Origin of the sequence: Duganella fentianensis, from assembly GCF_009857835.1 — a bacterium.
Taxonomy (GTDB): Bacteria; Pseudomonadota; Gammaproteobacteria; order Burkholderiales; family Burkholderiaceae_D; genus Rugamonas; species Rugamonas fentianensis.
Genome location: NZ_WWCL01000004.1, coordinates 385,548 through 405,106 on the forward strand (window position 1 = coordinate 385,548; position 19,559 = coordinate 405,106).

At 61.9% G+C, this 19,559-nt stretch carries 10 protein-coding genes; 5 read left to right on the forward strand and 5 right to left on the reverse strand.

Translation table 11 applies throughout. The annotated features are described in order from the left end of the window. Nucleotides 1-7 precede the first annotated feature (7 nt). A complete protein-coding gene (gene gap / locus GTP23_RS18785; RefSeq protein WP_155434484.1) occupies nucleotides 8-1,018 on the forward strand; it encodes a type I glyceraldehyde-3-phosphate dehydrogenase in 1,011 nt (336 codons plus the stop codon). A gap of 94 nt (nucleotides 1,019-1,112) precedes the next feature. Here the strand turns inward: gap and GTP23_RS18790 are convergent, their stop codons facing one another. The 4 genes from GTP23_RS18790 to glnE form a co-directional block, all read right to left on the reverse strand. After that, complete coding sequence (locus tag GTP23_RS18790) at nucleotides 1,113-1,709, reverse strand: hypothetical protein (protein ID WP_161036513.1); 597 nt, start codon at nucleotides 1,707-1,709, stop codon at nucleotides 1,113-1,115. 137 nt (nucleotides 1,710-1,846) lie between these two features. Then, a complete protein-coding gene (locus GTP23_RS18795; protein ID WP_161036514.1) occupies nucleotides 1,847-4,795 on the reverse strand; it encodes a TonB-dependent receptor domain-containing protein in 2,949 nt (982 codons plus the stop codon). Between the two features lie 174 nt (nucleotides 4,796-4,969). Further along, a complete protein-coding gene (locus GTP23_RS18800; protein ID WP_161036515.1) occupies nucleotides 4,970-5,431 on the reverse strand; it encodes a cache domain-containing protein in 462 nt (153 codons plus the stop codon). 130 nt (nucleotides 5,432-5,561) lie between these two features. Beyond that, the gene (gene glnE, locus GTP23_RS18805) at nucleotides 5,562-8,336 is read right to left on the reverse strand and encodes a bifunctional [glutamate--ammonia ligase]-adenylyl-L-tyrosine phosphorylase/[glutamate--ammonia-ligase] adenylyltransferase (protein WP_161036516.1); all 2,775 of its coding nucleotides are present in this window, start codon (nucleotides 8,334-8,336) and stop codon (nucleotides 5,562-5,564) included. Between the two features lie 197 nt (nucleotides 8,337-8,533). Between glnE and GTP23_RS18810 the strand changes: the two genes are divergently transcribed. The 4 genes from GTP23_RS18810 (at nucleotide 8,534) to aroG (ending at nucleotide 16,591) form a co-directional block, all read left to right on the forward strand. Then, complete coding sequence (locus GTP23_RS18810; RefSeq protein WP_161036517.1) at nucleotides 8,534-12,763, forward strand: YhdP family protein; 4,230 nt, start codon at nucleotides 8,534-8,536, stop codon at nucleotides 12,761-12,763. 19 nt (nucleotides 12,764-12,782) lie between these two features. Next, nucleotides 12,783-13,583, forward strand: a complete 801-nt coding sequence (locus tag GTP23_RS18815; protein ID WP_161036518.1) for a carbon-nitrogen hydrolase family protein — start codon at nucleotides 12,783-12,785, stop codon at nucleotides 13,581-13,583. A 110-nt stretch (nucleotides 13,584-13,693) separates the two neighbouring features. Continuing rightward, a complete protein-coding gene (gene tldD / locus GTP23_RS18820) occupies nucleotides 13,694-15,154 on the forward strand; it encodes a metalloprotease TldD (RefSeq protein WP_161036519.1) in 1,461 nt (486 codons plus the stop codon). 357 nt (nucleotides 15,155-15,511) lie between these two features. Beyond that, nucleotides 15,512-16,591 carry a 3-deoxy-7-phosphoheptulonate synthase AroG gene (aroG, locus tag GTP23_RS18825; RefSeq protein ID WP_155434492.1) on the forward strand — a complete coding sequence of 360 codons (1,080 nt, stop codon included), beginning with the start codon at nucleotides 15,512-15,514 and terminating at the stop codon, nucleotides 16,589-16,591. Between the two features lie 95 nt (nucleotides 16,592-16,686). On the opposite strand, the gene GTP23_RS18830 is transcribed toward aroG, so the two are convergent. Then, entirely contained in the window at nucleotides 16,687-19,557 is a 2,871-nt protein-coding gene (locus tag GTP23_RS18830; RefSeq protein WP_161036520.1) for a TonB-dependent receptor domain-containing protein, read from the reverse strand. Between the last annotated feature and the right edge of the window lie 2 nt (nucleotides 19,558-19,559).

The window sequence follows — 19,559 nt, forward strand, 5'->3', positions numbered from 1 at the left end:
GCATAGTATGACGATTAAAGTTGCAATTAACGGCTACGGCCGCATCGGCCGCAATGTGCTGCGCGCTTTCTACGAAGGCGGCAAAAAACAGGACATCCAGATCGTGGCAATTAACGATCTGGGCGACGCCAAGTCGAATGCCCACCTGACCCGCTACGACACGGCCCACGGCAAGTTCCCTGGCACCGTGACCGTTGACGGCGACAACATGATTGTGAACGGCGACGTGATCCGCGTCTTCGCACAGCGTAACCCTGCTGAAATTCCATGGGGCGATCTGGGCGTGGACGTAGTGCTGGAATGCACCGGCTTCTTCACCACCAAGGAAAAAGCTTCGGCTCACCTGAAAGGCGGCGCCAAGAAAGTCATCATCTCGGCACCAGGCGGTAAAGACGTGGACGCGACCATCGTGTACGGCGTGAATCAGCACGTGCTGAAAGCTAGCGATACCGTAATCTCGAACGCTTCGTGCACCACCAACTGCCTGGCACCGCTGGTCAAGCCACTGAACGACGCAATCGGCGTGGAAACCGGTCTGATGACCACCGTACACGCTTACACCAACGATCAGGTGCTGTCCGACGTGATGCACGAAGACCTGCGTCGCGCCCGTTCGGCTACCCAGAGCATGATCCCGACCAAAACCGGCGCTGCAGCTGCCGTAGGTCTGGTACTGCCTGAACTGAACGGCAAGCTGGACGGCTTCGCCATCCGCGTTCCGACCATCAACGTATCGCTGGTCGACCTGTCCTTCATCGCCAAGCGCGACACCACCGTGGAAGAAGTTAACGCGCTGATGAAAGCCGCTGCCGAAGGCGCGCTGAAAGAAGTGCTGACCTACCAGACCGAACCACTGGTTTCGATCGACTTCAACCACAACCCGGCATCGTCGAACTTCGACGCGACCCTGACCAAAGTGTCGGGCCGTCTGGTCAAAGTATCGTCGTGGTACGACAACGAGTGGGGCTTCTCCAACCGTATGCTGGACACCACCGTGGCACTGATGAACGCCAAGTAATCCGCCAGCGCTGCGCCTCGCTCGCAGCATGGCTGACGCCAGGGCAGACCGCGAGGTCTGCCCTTTTTTTTGCCGGTGCTGTCTGGACGGCACTTCAGTCTATATCTTCGAGCAGGTCGACACTGCGGCGGTTTTTGGGCAGGCGTCGTTCCAGCACTGTAGTGGATTGGTAATCGACGTGTTCGATCAGGATGATGGCAGCTTTTAATGCCTGATTCATAGCCTGCGCTGCAGCGCTGAGCGCAGCCGTCGGGCCACAGGGCTGATTCTGTTCCTGCCCAGTTTGCAGCCTGCGCAGACGGGCAGCATTGATCCAGTTACCTTCCTGTGGCAGGTGTAGCCACAGATCGCGCCAGGTATTACGGCCTTCGCCAGCAATTGATAGCACCATGGCGCGCGGAGAGACAGCATGCCGGTCGTAGATAAGTTGATCGCCATGAACCCGCGCATAATAGTGGCGCCCCTTATGGCTCATGCGAAGTTCAGTACCGGAAGGTAGAAATAGTTGCTTCCATTGATAACCGCAGTGGGGCTGGTCGACTGCTGGCTGGCGTGCTTTCCACTCCGTGATAGCAGTGCCTATAGCATCGGCTAGGGGCAGCGGTGAGCCTGTGCGGCTGAGAAAGTGCCTAAGCTCGCGTAGGGCGTCCGCAGGCAAAATTCCGGAAAATGGATACTGTCTCGTTTCCATGTCTCGTCTTGTCTCTGTTAGACCAGCGCGGATCCGACGAGTTCAAACGAGACAGAATGAGACAAAACGAGACATCCAAAAGCGACAGGATGCCTTACGCATGTTTGTCGTGCGCCGCCACCTTGCGAAGCCGGCATCTAGAGCGTGACACGCAGGCCCAGATAGTAGCGCCGGCCGATGGCATCATAGGTCGAGCTATCGGTTTCCGTGCCGGGCTGGCTGCCGGGCAGGCCGGTGATGATGGGCGGCGCCTTGGTGTTGAAAATATTGTCCATGCCCAGATACAGCTGCACGGCTTTGCGCAGATCGTAGGTCAGCTGCACATCGTGGTAGGTACGCGAACCCACGCCCACCGTGCCGGGGGCGATGTTCAGGCTTTTCAGGAACTGGTCGTCGAGCGAGACGGGGCCGTTGTAGGTGGTGACCCAGTTGATGCCCAGCTGCTTCCATTTATAGGCCAGATTCAGGCCCGCGCGGTTGCGCGGCGCATTGACGTTGCTGGCCGTGACCTCGCCTACGTCGGAGTTCTCCGGCGCTTCCGGCGTAGCCTTCTGCCACAGCTGGCGCAACCAGGTCCAGCTCAGGCGCGCACTGAGGTCGCCCGGGCCCACCTTGTCAGCCCACGAGGCGCTGACATCCACCCCTTCCGTACCGAGCCCGCCGCTATTGGTGACGCTCAGATTGCTGTACTGGATGGAGCCGGAGCTGAGGTTGCCCACCGGCGCAGGACGGCGCACGATGAAGCTGCAGAACACCGGGTTGTTGTGGTTGTAGCACTGGTCGAGCGCATACTGGCGGTCGGTAGCGACGATGGCATCGGCAATCTTGATGAGGAAGTAGTCGGCCGTGAAGGTGAACTTGCGCAGCATGGGGATGCCGCGTGGCGTGACGACCAGCCCTACGGTGGTGGAGCGGCCTTTTTCTGCCTTCAGATCGGGATTGCCGCTGTTGTAGCCGCTAATGCCTTGCTTGTCGGCCTGATTCAGCGTGAACACGCCGCCGTGCGCGGCCATATTCGCTGCCACGCCCGGCGCGTTGCGGCAGTTCAGCCCCAGCGCGCTGGTGTTGCTGATATTGATGCCGTCACAGGGATCGACCAGACCATTGGGGAAGTCCTGGCTGGGTGCCGTGTACAGCTCGTTGATATTCGGTGCACGGGTGGACTGGGCGCGCGTGCCGCGCAGTTTGAAGTCGGGCGTAATCTGCCATTCCAGACCGGCATTCCAGCTATTCGCGCTGCCCACGGTGGAGTAGTCGCCATGGCGGAAAGTGCCGAGGAAGCTCAGCTCGCGCGTCCATGGTTTATCTTTGAGCAGGGGCACGCGCGTTTCGATAAAGGCTTCGCGCACGCTGAAGTTGCCATAGGTGGGCGGCAAGGCATTGCCGGCGTTCTGGCCTGTCTGGGTGAGAGGATCGGGCACGGCGCTGGAGTCTTCGTCGCGCCATTCCAGCCCGGCCGCGATGCCGATGGCGCCGGCCGGCAGACCGCGCACTTCGCCCGTCACGGTGGCGCCGGCCAGTTTCTGGGTGATGGCGGTTTGTAGCGAACCCGGTGCCGTGACATATTTGAGCGCGGCCGGGGTGATGCTGTTGTAGCCGAACAGGCTGATGGGCACGCAGCCTTCGGCCACGGCCGAGCTGTTGGCGCAGACCGGTGTGCCGTCCGGGCCCGGGATGGCTTCCAGTGCATTGCGCAAGCTGGCCACATTCACCTGTCCCGTCGAGTTCTGCGCTTCCTTGGTTTTGCCGTAGGCGAGGTAGGCATCGTAATTCCACTGGCCGAAGCTGCCCTTCATGCCGGTGGCCAGGCGGAAGGTGTCGCGCTCGACCACGGAATGGCGCGGGCCGAATTCGCTCAGGCGGCGGGTGAAGAAGTAATCGGGCACGCCATCGTCATCGGTATCGCTGATGCGGTCATACAGATACTGGGGGATCAGCGGATTGCGCACCAGTTTGCCGTTGATCATGGAGCCGGCCGGCACCTTTCCGGATGGCTTGTAGACCTGATCCGAGCCCAGCGGGAAGGGTTCGATATTGGTGGCCACTTTGGATGAGGCATAGGTGCCTTCGAAGAAAGCACTGTGCTGGTCATTAAAGGTCCAGTTGCCATTGGTGGCGAACAGATAGCGCTCGACCGGCACGGCGATCAGGCGGTAGGCCGAGCGGTTGTAGCCGGTGGCACCCGTGCCGGCAGCATCGTTGCCGTTCTGGTTCCACGGAATGATCTGGTTATTGGCGTTGTAGGTGAAATCGTCCGTGTCGCCGAAGAAATGCCCTTGCGGCGCGTAGCCGGAAAGATTGGGGCGGAGCGCCACAAAAGCCAGTTCAGGGTGGCCCTGGGTGATGGCGGAAGTCTGGTCGATGGCTGTGGCGGCACGGTCGCGGCTGTAGACGGCGCCCTGTTTGGAATAGCCGAAGTGGCCCATCAGATTGCTGGCGCCATCGCTGCTGGTAATGCCGAAAGTGAGCGCGAGTTTTTTCTTGAAGTCGTCATGCTGGTCGCTGCGTCCCGTCTGCGCATCGAGCAGCACGCCGTTGAAGTTCTTCTTGAGGATGATGTTGATTACGCCGGCCACGGCATCCGACCCATAGGTGGCGGAGGCTCCGCCCGTCAGCAACTCCACCCGCTCGATAAAATCGGTGGGGATGGTGTTGAGGTCGACGGCGCTATCGCCGGGTACGCCCGAAACAAAGCGGCGCCCGTTGACCAGCACCAGGGTGCGGCTGTCGCCCATATTGCGCAGATTGACGGTGGTGACGCCGCCGCCCGAAGTGAGGAAGTTGGAATTGCCGCGGCTCAGCGTCGGGGTGCCCATGGTGGGATTTTTCTGCAGCAAATCCTGCAGATTGGTGGCGCCGGAGGCAGCGATATCGGCCGAGCTGAGGATCTGCAAAGGCGAGGGCGAGGCAGCGGCCGGCGAAGCAATGCGCGAGCCGGTGATTACCACTTTCTGCATGCTCTCGCTGTCCGGCACGGTGGCCGCTTGGGGCGCCTGAGCGAGGGCGGGGGCGGAAGTGCTGGCGAGGCCGAGACTGCCCAGACAGAGCAGATACAGCGGACGATAGCGGAGGGTAGGCTGGTTCATACGCGGACTCCTGTAAGTGGCGAGGTAAGGGCTGTAGCGCTTGATCGCTAATAGACCGGACCGTAAGCCGTGGAGTTCCGTAAGAACTTGAATTTTTTGCAGCAGCGGCTGCTCAGTGTAGCGGCGACAAAAAACCGGGAGCTGGTCCCGGTTTTTTGTCAGGGCGGGCAGGGCTTATTTGTAGATGCCCGAACCGACCAGCACATCGTCGACTTTTTCGATATAGCCGGATTTGCTTTCGACCGATTTGGTGACCGGGTTAGGCCATTTGAAATCGACCCAGCCTTTGCCTTTGGATTTGGCCAGATCGACCATTTCCTTGATCATCAGTTTGCCTTCGTTATCCTTCATGCCGATCAGCGGCTTGCCGACCATCTTGGGATTGTTGCCATGCGCCACAGCCACACCATTCATGTCGTACACGTAGATGTACAGGTCACGGTCGTGGAAAGTGGTGTTGGCCGGATCGGAGAAGGCAGCAAAAGCTTTTTCCTTGCCTTCAGACTTGATCAAGGACACGGCTTTTTTTACCATGGCCACGGCTTCGTCGGGGCTAGCTTTGTCGCCAGCATAGCTGGATACGGATGTTGCTAGCAGGCTGATACCAAGTGCGGTGGCGCGTAATAATGCTTTCATGTGGTTGCTCCTCATTTTATGGTTGTGCAGAGGCGAGCGGCAGCGCTGCTGTCTCACGCCTGCAGTGCGAACCAGTGTAGACCAACTATCGTCATTGTGCTAAGGAGAAAGTTGGGCGCTAGCAACATTTCTACATAAATATTTCTTGCCACAAGGCGGTGACCTGTGCCGCATGGTGCGCTACCAGTGCCGGTTCCACCCGTGCCAGATCCTGACCCTGCAGGCGTAGCTGGTGTTGCAGTTTTCGTAACTGGCGGTAAGCATCGCCCACCTGGCTGGCTCTTTCGGCCGAGATCAGCCCCAGTTCACCGAACATGCGCAGCAGGGCGATATTGCCGGCGTTGGCGGTCAGCTGCGGATAGCGCGCCGCATGCTGCAGCACCATGAACTGGACGATGAATTCGATGTCTATCATGCCGCCCGGGTCCTGTTTCAGATCGAACAGGGCGCTGTGATTGGGCTTGGCATCCATCATGCGCTTGCGCATGGCGATGACTTCCTGCTTGAGCGGGCCGTCGGCCGGGCGTTCCTTGCGCAGCACGGCTTCGCGGATGGCATCGAAGCGCTGGCCTATGGCAGTATCGCCGGCGCAGAAGCGGGCCCGCGTCAGGGCCTGGTGTTCCCAGGCCCAGGCCGAACTGCTCTGGTATTTCTCGAAGGCCGAGACACTGGACACCAGCATGCCGCTGGCGCCGTCCGGGCGCAGCGCCGTATCGATATCGAACAGGATGCCGGCCGAAGTGTGGGTGGTCATCCAGGTAATGAAGCGCTGTGCCAGCTTGGCATACTGGGCCGGTGCTTCCTGATCGCTATCGTCGTACAGGAAAATCACATCGAGGTCGGATACATAACCGAGTTCCTTGCCGCCCAGCTTGCCGTAAGCGATCACCGCGAACTGCGGCACTTCGCGGTGGCGCGTGGCGATGGTCTGCCAGATCGCGTTGATGGCCGCGGCGACGATGGTGTCGGCCAGTGCCGACAGGTGGTCGGCCAGTTTTTCCACGGTCAGGTCGCCGGCCAGATCCTGCGCCAGCAGGTGGAACAGCTGGGCGTGATGGGTTTCGCGCAGGATGTCCATCTGGCGCTCGGTATCGCTCGGGTCGGCGGCCAGCTGGCGCTGCAGGTCGGCCGCCACCTCGGCGGCATCGAATTCGGTGGTGCGCAGGCGGCCGTCCAGCAGTTCGTCCAGCAGTATCGGGTGCTGGCTGAGGAATTTGGCGGCCCAGCCACTTGCATGCATCATGCCGATTACGCGCGCCAGCGTATGCGGGTATTCCGTCAGCAGCGACAGATAGGCCGAGCGGCGTGCGATGGTTTCGAGGAAATCCAGCAGCCGGCCCAGCGTGGCCTGCTGGCTTCCGCCGCTGGTCTCGCACGAGCACTGGATAATCAGCGGCAGGGCCAGATTGACCAGTCCCAGCAGGCGGTCGCGGCTGGCTTCCGGCAGCGATTGCAAACGCGGCGCCTGCCACGTGCCGATCAGGCGCTGGGCGGCGCCGGCCGCATCGTCGAAGCCCAGTGCGGCAAAGCGCGCCACCATGGCTACACGGTTATCGGGATCGGCGCAGGCGTCGGACACTTGCGGGTTGATCGCATGTTCGGCTTCGCCGCCACCGCTGCTGCTCGGGCTGTTGCTCTTGTCGGAGAACATTTCGTCGAACTGGCCGGCGACGAACTGGCGGTGCGCTTCCAGTTGCGCCAGCAGGGTGGCCGTGTCGTCCAGCCCCATCATCTGCGCTACCAGCAGGCGGTCCGCTTCATTGGCGGGCAGGGTGTGGGTCTGGGCATCGTCCAGATACTGCAGGCGGTGCTCGAGATTACGCAGGAAGGTATAGGAGGCCAGCAGCTGGTAGACGATGGCGTGGCTGAGCAGCCCTTTCTCCGCAATGATGCGCAGGGTGGTGCGGGTGGAGCGGTCGCGCAGGGCAGCATCGCGGCCGCCGCGTATCAGCTGGAATACCTGGGCCAGAAACTCGATTTCGCGGATGCCGCCGCGCCCCAGCTTGACGTTGTTGCTGCGGTCCGGATGCAGCCGCTCCTGGCGGTTCACTTCGGCGCGGATCTGGGCGTGCATATTGCGGATCGCATCGATTACGCCGAAGTCCAGATAGCGGCGGAACACGAAGGGCCGCACGATGGCTTCCAGTGCGGCGATATCTTCCGGCGTACCCGTCACGGCACGCGCCTTGACCCAGGCATAGCGCTCCCATTCGCGCCCCTGCACGATCAGATACTGCTCCACCATGTTCAGACTGCAGGCCAGCGGGCCGGAATTGCCGTTGGGGCGCAGCGCCATGTCGACCCGGAAGGTAAAGCCGTCTTCGGTAATTTCGGCCAGCGCGGCGATCAGGCGCTTGCCCAGACGGATAAAGAATTCATGGTTGGACAGGCTGCGCTGGCCCGCTGCGCTGGTGACGGTGTCGCCATCTTCGGGATAGACGAAAATCAGATCGATATCGGACGAAACATTGAGCTCGCCGCCACCCTGTTTGCCCATGCCGAGTACCATCAGCTGCTGGGCGCGGCCGGAATCGCGCCCGGTCGGCATGCCGTGTGCGGCCACCAGTTCGGCCATCAGCTCGTCCACATGGCGGGCAATGGCGAAATCGGCAAAGCGCGTCATGGCTGTCACCACTTCGTTCAGATTGGCCAGCCCGGCCAGATCGCGCCGGATCAGGCCATTCACCAGCAGGTTGCGCAGGCGGCGCATGGCGCGTGCCAGCGGCAGGGGCGGCGCGCCAGTGCTGGCGCCGGCGCTGGCTTCGCGCTGAAGATATTCGGCCAGATCGATCTGGTCCAGTGCGACTTCGGCGGCAGCGTCGGACTGGGCAGCCCGTTCGGGGGCGGCGGCCAGCCAGCGCTGGTAGAAACGGGAGACGGTGGGTTCGATCTTGCTTGCGCTCATGTAGGGTTCTATCCTGTGGACGGACTGCCGTTTAGCAGTGGTAACGACTTGTAAAACTACCCCGCGCCGGGGCAGTCGAACACTGCGCCGAGCCGGGCATAGGGTAGAATGGCCGCGCTGGCGCGACCATCCGCCTTCGAGTGTAGCGATTTATTGGACGCATGGCCTGAATTATTAGCTGAATTTTTAGCGGATTGATGCAAAAACAAGATGACCAGACAGTGAACGCGACCCAGCCCGGCCAGCCGTCCGGCGAGGGCTATATCGCTACGCGCTGGCACCGGCTGACGGCGTTCTACCGCTTCTGCAATCAGGCTAGCCACCATGTGCTGGGCTTCGCCGTGAAGCTGGCGCTGCTGCTGTATTTCGCCTTTGCCATCCTGTTCCTCACGCTGCGCTATGCGGTGCTGCCGAATATCGACCATTACAAGGGCGATATCGAGCGCCTGGCCAGCCGCGCCGTGGGCAATGCCGTGACCATAGACCGGGTGTACGCTTCGTGGCACGGGCTGCGCCCCAATCTGTTCCTGGGCGACGTGGTGCTGCACGATAGCGCCGGCCGTCCGGCCCTCAGCCTGCCCAGTGTTTCGGCCACGCTGTCGTGGTGGAGCGTGGTATCGGCCAGCGTGCGTTTCGAATCGCTGGAACTGGTGCGGCCCGATCTGAGTGTGTTGCGCGACGCGCAGGGCCGGCTGTATGTGGCCGGCATGCTGCTTGATCTGGACCAGCCTAGCGACGGCAAAGGCGCCGACTGGCTGCTGGCGCAGCGCGAAATCGTCATCCGCGAAGGACGCGTGCAGTGGCTGGACCAGCAGCGTCAGGCGCCGCTGCTGGCGCTGGACAGCGTGCATGTGGTGCTGCGCAACCAGTGGCTGCGTCACCAGCTGGCCGTGCGCGCCACGCCGCCCGCTGCGCTGGCCGCTCCGCTCGATGTGCGCGCCGATTTCAGCCACCCGGCGTTTGGTGCGCGGGTATCGAATCTGTCCATGTGGAAGGGCGAGCTGTATGCCGATATCCGCAACACCGATCTGCTGACGTGGAAGCCGTGGCTGGACTTCCCGTTCGAGCTGCATAGCGGCGGCGGCTCGCTGCGCGCCTGGCTGGGCGTCGACCAGTCGCGCCTGACGGGCTTCACAGCCGATCTGGGGCTGCAGAATGTATCGGCCGTGCTGGGCAAGGAACTGCCCGTGCTGGACTTGCGCCAGCTTAGTGGCCGCATCGCTGCCAAAGAGGAATTGCCGAATGTGCTGCCGCTGGTGGTCAAAGGGGGCAAGGGCGCGGGCAGCGTGCCGTTCGGCGCGCTCGGCCACTCGGTGGAACTGAGCCAGCTGACTCTGACCACCAGCGACGGCTTTGTGATGGCCCCCACCTCGCTGTCGGAACGCTATGTGGCGGCCAGCGGGCCGAAGGCGGAGCAGACCACGGTCAGCGCGGCCCAGCTGGATTTGCAGAGCATGGCCGGTCTGGCCGAGCGCCTGCCCCTGAGCGAACACCAGCGCCAGTTGCTGGCCGATTTCGCACCGCGCGGCCTGCTGAAGAATTTTTCCGCCGAATGGCGTGGCGCCTATCCGGCCCTGCAGTCCTACCGCATCAAGGGCGATCTGGTGGGACTGGGCCTGAAGCCGCAACCACCCCGGCCCGGCCAGGCCAGGACGGCACGTACGCCGGCGATAGCGGCCATGCCGGCCATCCCCGGCTTCGAGAATCTGAGTGGCGCGATCGACGCCACCGAACAGGGCGGCAGCTTCAGCCTGAGTTCGCAGCAGCTGGTGCTGCACATGCCCGATTATTTCAGCAGCCCGTCGATGCCGTTCGAGCACCTGAATCTGAAAGCGCGCTGGAGTTTCGAACGCGACGATATGCTGCTGTTCCAGATCGACAGCATGGACTTTCTGCAGCAGGGTATGAGCGGCACGCTGCAGGGCAGCCACCGCATGCCGCTGACCGGCAAGGGCCTGGGCACGGTGGACTTTAGCGGCACGCTGAATAATTTCCAGATCAATCGCATCGACAGCTATCTGCCCATCCAGACCCCGCATGATCTGCGCGCCTGGCTGACGGGCGCGCTGGAAGATGGTGTGGCCAGCGACGTGACCCTGCGTCTGCGCGGCGATCTGGCCCATTTCCCCTTCCATGGCGAGAATGGCGCCGAGCGTAATCGCGGCGAATTCCGCGTGGCCGGCAAGCTCACGGAAGGCAAACTCAATTACGCGCCGGGCCAGCATCTGCATGATGGCAAGGAGCTGGGCAAAGATGGCAAGCCGCTGCCATTGTGGCCGCAGGCCGAGCATATCAAGGGCAGCTTCGTGTTCGACCGCGCGCGCATGGAAATCCGCGGCGACACCGCCACCACGGGCGGGGTGGCGCTGAGCGCAGTGAAAGCCGTGGTGGCGAATCTGGATGCCCATAACGCACTGCTGGAAATCGATGGCAATGCGGCCGGCCCCATGCAGGAATTCCTCAAGTATGTGGCCAGCAGCCCTGTGCTGGAATGGATCTCCAACTTTACCGACGAGACCCAGGCCAGCGGCAATGCCAGACTGGCGCTCAAGCTGCAACTGCCCCTGTCGCATCTGATCGATGCCAAAGTGCAGGGCACGCTGCAGTTGCAGAACAATGAGATCACCCTGATGAACGACTTGCCGCCCGTGCAGGCAGCGCAGGGCAAGATCGAATTCAACGAGCATGGCGTCAACCTGAACCAGCTGTCCGGTAACTTCCTCGGCGGCCCGGTCAGCATCACGGGCGGCAGCCAGCGCGACAACGCCATCGTTGTCAAACTGGGCGGCACGCTGACGGCGGACGGCTTCCGCAAACAATATGCTTCGCCCGCCATGCAGCGGCTGGCCAGCCATTTTGCCGGCGCTACCCGCTACACGGGCACGGTGACGGCGCGCGACCATCAGGTCACGGTGGCCGTCGATTCCAGCCTGAACGGACTGACGGTGGACTTGCCCGCGCCGCTGCGCAAAGTGGCCAGCGAAACCATGCCGCTGCGCTTTGTGCTCAACAGCGCGCTGACGCCCGATAGCAGCGGCAGCCTGCACGACGATATCCGCATCAGTCTGGGCGGGAATATGGCGGCGCGCTACCAGCGCGCCAAGACCTCCAAGCAGCCGTGGAAGCTGGTGCGCGGCGGCATAGGTATCGCCACGCCGGCGCCGGAGCCGGAGAGCGGGCTGGCTTATCACGTCAATCTGCGCGCGCTGAATGTCGATGCCTGGCTGGACTTCGCCAGTTCCATAGGCGGCAAGGATGGCGGCGCCAGTACGGCCAGCGATAGCGCCGATCTGCTGCAGTACGTGATGCCCGATACCATCGCCGCACGCAGCAACGAGCTGATTATCGGCGACCGCAAACTGGAAAACGTGGTGCTCGGGGTAGGTCGGCAGAAAACCGTGTGGCAGGCGAATATCGATTCCACCCAGGCCAATGGCTACCTGACCTGGAGCGAGCCGTCTACGGGGCAGGGGCTGGGCAAGGTGACGGCGCGTCTGTCCTCGCTGGTGATTCCGGAATCGGCTTCCAAGGATGTGCAGGAACTGCTCGATAGCCAGGCCACCAGTACCACCATACCGGCGCTTGATATCGTGGTGGAGCGCTTCGAGCTGTTCAACAAGGCGCTGGGCCGGCTGGAACTGCAGGCCAACAATGCCCAGCTGGCGGCGCAGCGCGAATGGCGCGTCAGCAAGCTGCTGCTGTCCAATCCCGACGGCGAATTCAAAGGCAGCGGCAAATGGGTCAGCAAGGACGGCGTGCATGACTCGACGCTGAATTTCGATCTGGCCATCAGCAATGCGGGCAAGCTGCTGGACCGCTTCGGTTTTGCCGGCACGCTCAAGGGCGGTAAGGGTAATCTGTCCGGCGATATCGCGTGGAAGGGCTTGCCATATGCGCTGGACTGGCCCACGCTGGCGGGCCAGATCAAGCTGAATGTGGAAAAAGGCCAGTTCCTCAAACAGGACCCCGGTGCAGCCAAGCTGCTCGGTGTGCTCAGCCTGCAGGCCTTGCCGCGCCTGCTCAAGCTGGATTTCCACGATGTGTTCTCGGAAGGGCTGGCGTTCGACGGCATCACGGCCAGTGCCGGCATCAGCCACGGCATCGTGCGCACCGATAACCTGAAAATGCATGGCGTGGCCGCCACCGTGCTGATGGACGGTAGCGCCGATCTGGCCAACGAAACCACCAATCTGCATGTGGTGGTGATCCCCGAAGTCAATCTCGGCACGGCACCGCTGGTGTATGCGCTGGCCGTCAATCCTGTGATCGGGCTGGGCAGCTTCCTGGCCCAGCTGTTCCTCAGTGCGCCCGTGATGAAGGCGCTGACTTATCATATGCAGGTGACGGGCCCGTGGAAAGCGCCGGTGGTGACCAAGATCGAAACGGCCAAGACGGAAGTGCCGCCGCCGCCCAAGGGCGCGCCCTGATTTTTTTGCGAGTGTAGACATGAGCCATACCGTAGCTGCTATCCAGATGATTTCCTCGCCCAGTGTGGCGGACAATATCGCTACCGCGCGCCGTCTCGTGACGGAAGCGGCAGCGGGCGGCGCGCAGCTGGTGCTGCTGCCCGAGTACTGGGCCATCATGGGCCACAGCGATAGCGACAAGGTGGCCGTGGCCGAACCACTGGGGCAGGGGACTATACAGGATTTCATGGCCGGCCTTGCGCGCGAGCTGGGCATCTGGCTGATAGGCGGCACGCTGCCGCTGGCTTCGCACGATGCCGCCAAAGTCATCAACACCACGCTGGTGTACAACCCGCAGGGCGAGCAGGTCAGCCGCTACGACAAGATCCACCTGTTCGGTTTCAGCAAAGGCAGCGAAAGCTACGATGAATCGCGCACCATCGTGCCCGGCACGGCACCGGGCGTGTTCGAGGCGCCGTTCGGCAAGGTCGGCATGTCGGTCTGCTACGACCTGCGCTTCCCCGAACTGTACCGCGCCATGGGCCCGCTGGCCCTGATCGTGGTGCCGGCCGCCTTCACCTACACCACCGGTCAGGCCCACTGGGAAATCCTGCTGCGCGCGCGTGCCATCGAAAACCAGTGCTATGTGCTGGCCGCTGCACAGGGCGGCCTGCATCCTAACGGCCGCCGCACCTGGGGCCACAGTATGCTGATCGATCCCTGGGGCGTGGTGAAAGCCGTGCAGGCCGAAGGCGAGGGCGTGGTGCAGGGCCAGATTGACGCTGCCTATATGGACAGCGTGCGCAGCAGCCTGCCGGCGCTGAAACACCGCACCATGTGAAACGGGCGGCACTGGGCTACAATCGCAGCTATTCGCCGTAATATGCCGCACCGTGCCGCATCATGCCGCACCCCGCAGTACTCTGCCGTACCACCTAGATAGAAGCTACCATGAAGCCATTTGAACCGAATCTGTCCACCCTTGCCGTTGCGCGCGATATTCTGCTGACGCCGTTCGGGCTGGACGAAGCCAAGCTGCTCAAGACGCTGGGCTCGATGTTTACCCACAAGGTCGATTACGCCGACCTGTACTTCCAGTTCACCAAGAACGAAGGCTGGAGTCTGGAAGAGGGCATCGTCAAGACGGGCAGCTTCTCGATCGATCAGGGCGTGGGCGTGCGCGCCGTGTCGGGCGACCGCACGGCCTTTGCCTATTCCGACGATATTTCCGAAGCGGCCCTGCTGTCGGCGGCCAGCGCTACCCGCACCATCGCCCGTGCCGGTGCCGGCAAGGTGAAAGTGGCCAGCGCCATGACGCCGACCGGCGGCCGTGCGCTGTATTTGCCGAATGATCCGCTGGCTTCGCTCGATGCCACCGCCAAGGTCAAACTGCTGGAACGCCTCGAGCAGATGGCGCGCAGCAAAGACCCGCGCATCGTGCAGGTCATGGCCAGTCTGGCGGCCGAATACGATGTGGTGCTGGTGGTGCGCAGCGACGGCGTGCTGGCGGCCGATATCCGCCCGCTGGTGCGCGTTTCGCTGACCGTGATCGCGGAGCAGAACGGCCGGCGCGAAATGGGTTCTTCCGGTGGCGGCGGGCGTTACGACTATGGCTATTTCACCGATGCCCTGCTCGAGCAGTACGCTGCCGATGCGGTCAGTTCGGCGCTGGTCAATCTCGATGCGCGTCCGGCGCCGGCCGGCCCGATGACGGTGGTACTGGGACCGGGCTGGCCCGGCATCCTGCTGCACGAAGCCATCGGCCACGGCCTCGAGGGCGATTTCAACCGCAAGGGCTCGTCCACCTTCTCCGGCCGCATCGGCGAGCGGGTAGCGGCCAAGGGCGTCACCGTGGTGGATGACGGCACGCTGCCGGACCGTCGCGGTTCGCTCAACATCGACGACGAAGGCAATCCTACCCAGTGCACCACGCTGATCGAAGACGGCATCCTGAAAGGCTATATTCAGGACACCATGAATGCCCGTCTGATGAAGATGCCGGTGACGGGCAATGCACGGCGCGAATCGTTTGCCCACCTGCCCATGCCGCGCATGACCAACACCTATATGCTGGGCGGCGACAAGGACCCCGGTGAAATTCTGGCCTCGGTCAAGAACGGCCTGTATGCGGTCAACTTCGGCGGCGGCCAGGTCGACATCACCAACGGTAAATTCGTGTTCTCGGCCAGCGAAGCCTATATGATCGAAAACGGCAAGATCACCTATCCCGTAAAAGGTGCTACCCTGATCGGTAACGGTCCGGAAGTGCTGAACCGCGTGTCCATGATAGGCAACGATATGCGCCTCGATCCGGGCGTGGGCGTATGCGGCAAGGAAGGCCAGAGCGTGCCCGTGGGCGTGGGCCAGCCTACCTTGCGGCTGGATGGCGTGACGGTGGGCGGCACCGTGTAAAAGTTGCTTTGCGGCAGTGGAACCGATGAAAATTCTGTCGAAGGCCCCTGCCGTGTAGAAAAAAAGCGCTTGCCAAGTGTCGAGCTATGGGTTTATAGTCGTTGCAACTGATGTCCAGTGTGGCATCGAAACCGAAACGGAAGCTTGTACATGACCCGCTTTTTCTTTACCGGCTATTTTTACTTTAGCAATTCCAACCCAGAGGCGGTGGAGTAGCGGCCGGTGCACGTAGAAGCAAAAACGAGTTCCAGCAAATTCCGAAAAAACCGCCTCCGAGGCGGTTTTTTTTTACCCTGACATTTAGTAACCGGCTTTGAAATACCCTTTTAAATCTTTTTGAATATTCTGGAGAACAGCATGCCACGTACCGATGATTTACGAATCCGCGAAATGAAGGAATTGACGCCACCGTCCCACCTGATTCGCGAGTTTGCGTGCTCGGAAGCGGCGGAACACACGGCGGCCAGCGCCCGCGTTGCGCTGCACCGCATCCTGCACGGTCAGGACGACCGCCTGATGGTGGTGATCGGCCCATGCTCTATCCACGATCCTAAAGCGGCAATGGAATATGCACGCCGGCTGGCGCCGCTGCGTCAGGAACTGGGCGCCGATCTGGAAATCGTCATGCGCGTGTACTTCGAAAAACCCCGCACCACGGTGGGCTGGAAGGGCATGATCAATGACCCGTACATGGACAGCAGCTTCCGCATCAACGATGGCCTGCGCATGGCACGCGAACTGCTGCGCGACATCAACGAACTGGGCCTGCCGGCCGGTACCGAATATCTGGACGTGATCAGCCCGCAGTACATCGCTGACCTGATCAGCTGGGGTGCCATCGGTGCCCGTACCACGGAATCGCAGGTACACCGCGAACTGGCGTCCGGCCTGTCCTGCCCGGTGGGCTTCAAGAACGGTACGGACGGCAACGTCAAGATCGCCGTGGAAGCCATCAAGGCTGCCTCGCAGCCGCACCACTTCCTGTCCGTCACCAAGGGCGGCCACTCGGCCATCGTGTCGACCAACGGCAATGAGGATTGCCACATCATTCTGCGCGGTGGCAAAACCCCGAACTACGATGCGGCCAGTGTGGACGAAGCCTGCAAGGCCATCGCAGCGCAAGGTCTGGCAGCGCGCCTGATGATCGATGCTTCCCATGCCAACAGCTCGAAGAAGCCGGAAAACCAGATTCCCGTGTGTGCCGATATCGCCCGTCAGGTGGCCGGCGGCGACCAGCGCATCATCGGTGTGATGGTGGAATCGCATCTGGTGGCCGGCCGTCAGGATCTGGTGCCGGGCAAGGAGCTGGTGTACGGCCAGTCCGTTACCGATGGCTGCATAGACTGGGACAGTAGTGTGCAGGTGCTGCAGGATCTGGCTGCCGCCGTGCGCGCGCGCCGTCTGGCTACCATGGCTGCCGAAGCCGCCGCCAAATAAGCTGCCATATAAGCGGCCAAACAAGCCGCTAGCATCAGCAAATAATAAGGCCGCCACGCAGCTGACTGCGTGGCGGCCTTGTCCGTTTACTGCGCTTAGAACTTGTAGTTGGCGGTCAGATAGAAGCTGCGGCCCAGCGGGTCGGAGTAGCGACCATCGTAGCCCACCTGATTACCACCACCCGAGTTACGCACCGAGAAAGGCGGATCCTGATTCAGCAGGTTTTTGATACCGGCCGTCAGGGTCAGGTTCTTCACATAGTTGGCTTTCAGCTGATAGTCCAGCGTGGTGTAGGAGCGCACATCGCGTTCCATCGCCACCACCCCGCCGATGCTGCCGTCGGCACCCACTTCGCGTACGGCGGCATCATCTTCCGTCAGCGGCTTGTCGTGGTAGCCGCTGCGGTAGTTGACCGTCAGCGAGTTGCTCAGCTTGTCCGACGATTTGAGCGTGAAGACTACTTTGGAAATCACGCGGAATACCACATCGTCATACGAGTTGAAGCGGCCTATGCTTTTCTCTACGCCCACGCCCGGGGTTTCCTGTTCCGCTTTCAGCATATAGGTACCGGTCCAGTTGATGCTGGCGCGGCCTACCGGCGTATCGCTGCGGAAGGTGGTATCCCAGTCCAGACCCTGGAAGTGCGAGGAAGCCAGGTTCAGCGGTTTGCGGATGGCTACCAGCACATTGCTCTTCTGGATAGGGTCGGCGTACACGGTGATGTACTGGTTGGCCAGTACCGGGTTGGTGTACAGCTGGTCCTGCGAGAAGGTGCGGATCTGGTTCTTCAGTTTTACGTCCCACAGGTCCAGACCGAAGGACAGCATGCTGCTCGGCTCCAGACGGAAGCCCAGTGTGGCCTGCTTGGATTCTTCCGCTTTCAGGGCGCCGGCGCCAGTGGCCGGGTTACCCACGTCGAGCAGACCGTATTCCGACGAGCCGGGACGGCAGTACACGGCGCGCGGATCCGGTGCCTTCACAGGGCAAGGGAATGGGTTGGACGAACCGGCGTTTTTCAGCGGGTCGGCGATATTGTTCATGGTCGGCGCCTTGAAGCCCGTGCCATAGGAACCGCGCAGCAGCAGTTGCTGGGTCGGCGTGTAGCGGGCCGACAGCTTGTAGGTGGCTTTGGCCACATCTTCGCCCACCTTGCCGGACGGTGCCAGCTTGCCATTGGAGTCGTAGCTGTTGTTATGCTTGTTGACGGCCGCATAGCTGTCGTAGCGCACCGCCGTGGTGGCTTCGAAATTGCTGGCGATAGGCATCAGCAGTTCGGCGAAAGCACCCCAGTTATTGCGGGTAGCATCGAGTGCCTGAGCGCCCGTGCCGCCGCCGATTTCCACGTCAGTCCAGCCGGGGTTGCCGGGGCCGGGGCCTTGCGCGATCTTGGCTGGCGTATCGGTGTAGCTCTGCTTGGTGAAGTCCGCACCCATACCCAGTGAAGCGGGGCCGCCCGGCAGCGCGAACACTTCGCGCGAAGCGTGGGCACCGATCACGTCGATTTTCGACTTGGTCACGTCGAGCTGCTGGCGCAGCACGGCCGGGGCCAGAATCGCAGCCGCGCCATCAGTGGAGACGAAGGGATTGTAGGCGCCGGTGCGCACCAGTTCTTCGAACTTGTCGCCGCTCATATAGCCGGCCAGCGCTTCGTCGGTCTGCTTGTTCTGCGAGTGGGTGTAAGCCACGCCCACATCCCAGCCGGCGATATTGCTGTCGGCACCCAGCACGAAGTGGGCCGCGTCGGTACGGTATTCATCGGTACGGCCACCGGCATCGGCGCCGCGGTAGTTGAACAGCGCATCCGTCACATCGGCCGGATTGACCTTCAGGCCAGCCAGCAGCGGCACGATGGATTTGTTGTAGGCGCCGATGTAGTTCGGGTTGATGGTTTTGACGCCCGATACGGGATCGGTGCTGAACACCGTCAGTGGCTGGGCGGCCGGGGCATAGCGCGCGGTGTTGGTGAACTTGGACAGTACCAGTTCGCCGAACAGGGTGGTCTCGCTACCCAGTTTCATTTTGCCGGAAGCGAACACGCTATCGCGCTTGAGTTCAGGCAGCAGCTGCACGGTGGCCGGATAGTCGAAGCGGCAGGCGCCATTGCGCGAGAACGTGTTGGGCTGGGTGCAGGAACCCTTGTTGAGCAGGTCGGTGTTCAGCACCACGTCGTCATTGGCCGTCACCACTTCCACGTTGGCCGGGGTGGAGTTGATACTGGTCTGCCAGGTCACATACTTCTTGCCGTTGTGGGTGAACGGATGGGCGCCCGTTTTGGCAAAGTCGCGCTGCTTGGCGTTCAGCTCTTTCTGCTGGTCGTGGCTGTAAGCCAGCAGCACGTTGTAGCCATCATTTTCCAGATCGCCCCAGCCTTTGGTGATGGAGATGTTGCTGCTGCGGCCGCCGGACTTCTGCGGCGTGTCGAAAGTGCCTTCAATAGCCAGATCCTGATTGTTCTTTTTCAGGATGAAGTTGACCACACCGGCAATCGCATCCGAGCCGTACAGAGTGGAGGCGCCATCGGTCAGAATTTCTACGCGGTCGACGGCGGACAAGGGAATGCTGGCCAGATTGACGGCGCTGCCCGTGCCATATGGCGCCATGCGGCGGCCGTTCAGCAGGACCAGGGTGTACTGGGTGCCGATGGCGTGGATGGAGGCGGTCTGCACGCCGTTGCCGCCGCCATTGACGGAAGTCGAGGAGGTAATAAAGCCTTGCATGGACGGCAGCTGGGCCACCAGATCGGCAACGTTGTTGGCACCGCTTTGCTCGATATCGGCGCGCGTCAGCGTCTGCACGGGCAGCGAGCCTTCTTTGGCGATACGCTTAATCGATGAACCGGTAATTTCTACACGTGCAATGTGTTCCGGTTCGGCGCTGGTCTGCGCCCAGGCGGCGTGCATGCCCAGCGCCAGACCGCCAGCGCAGATCAGACGCACGGAGCGCGCCATTACAGTTTCAACCATCATTG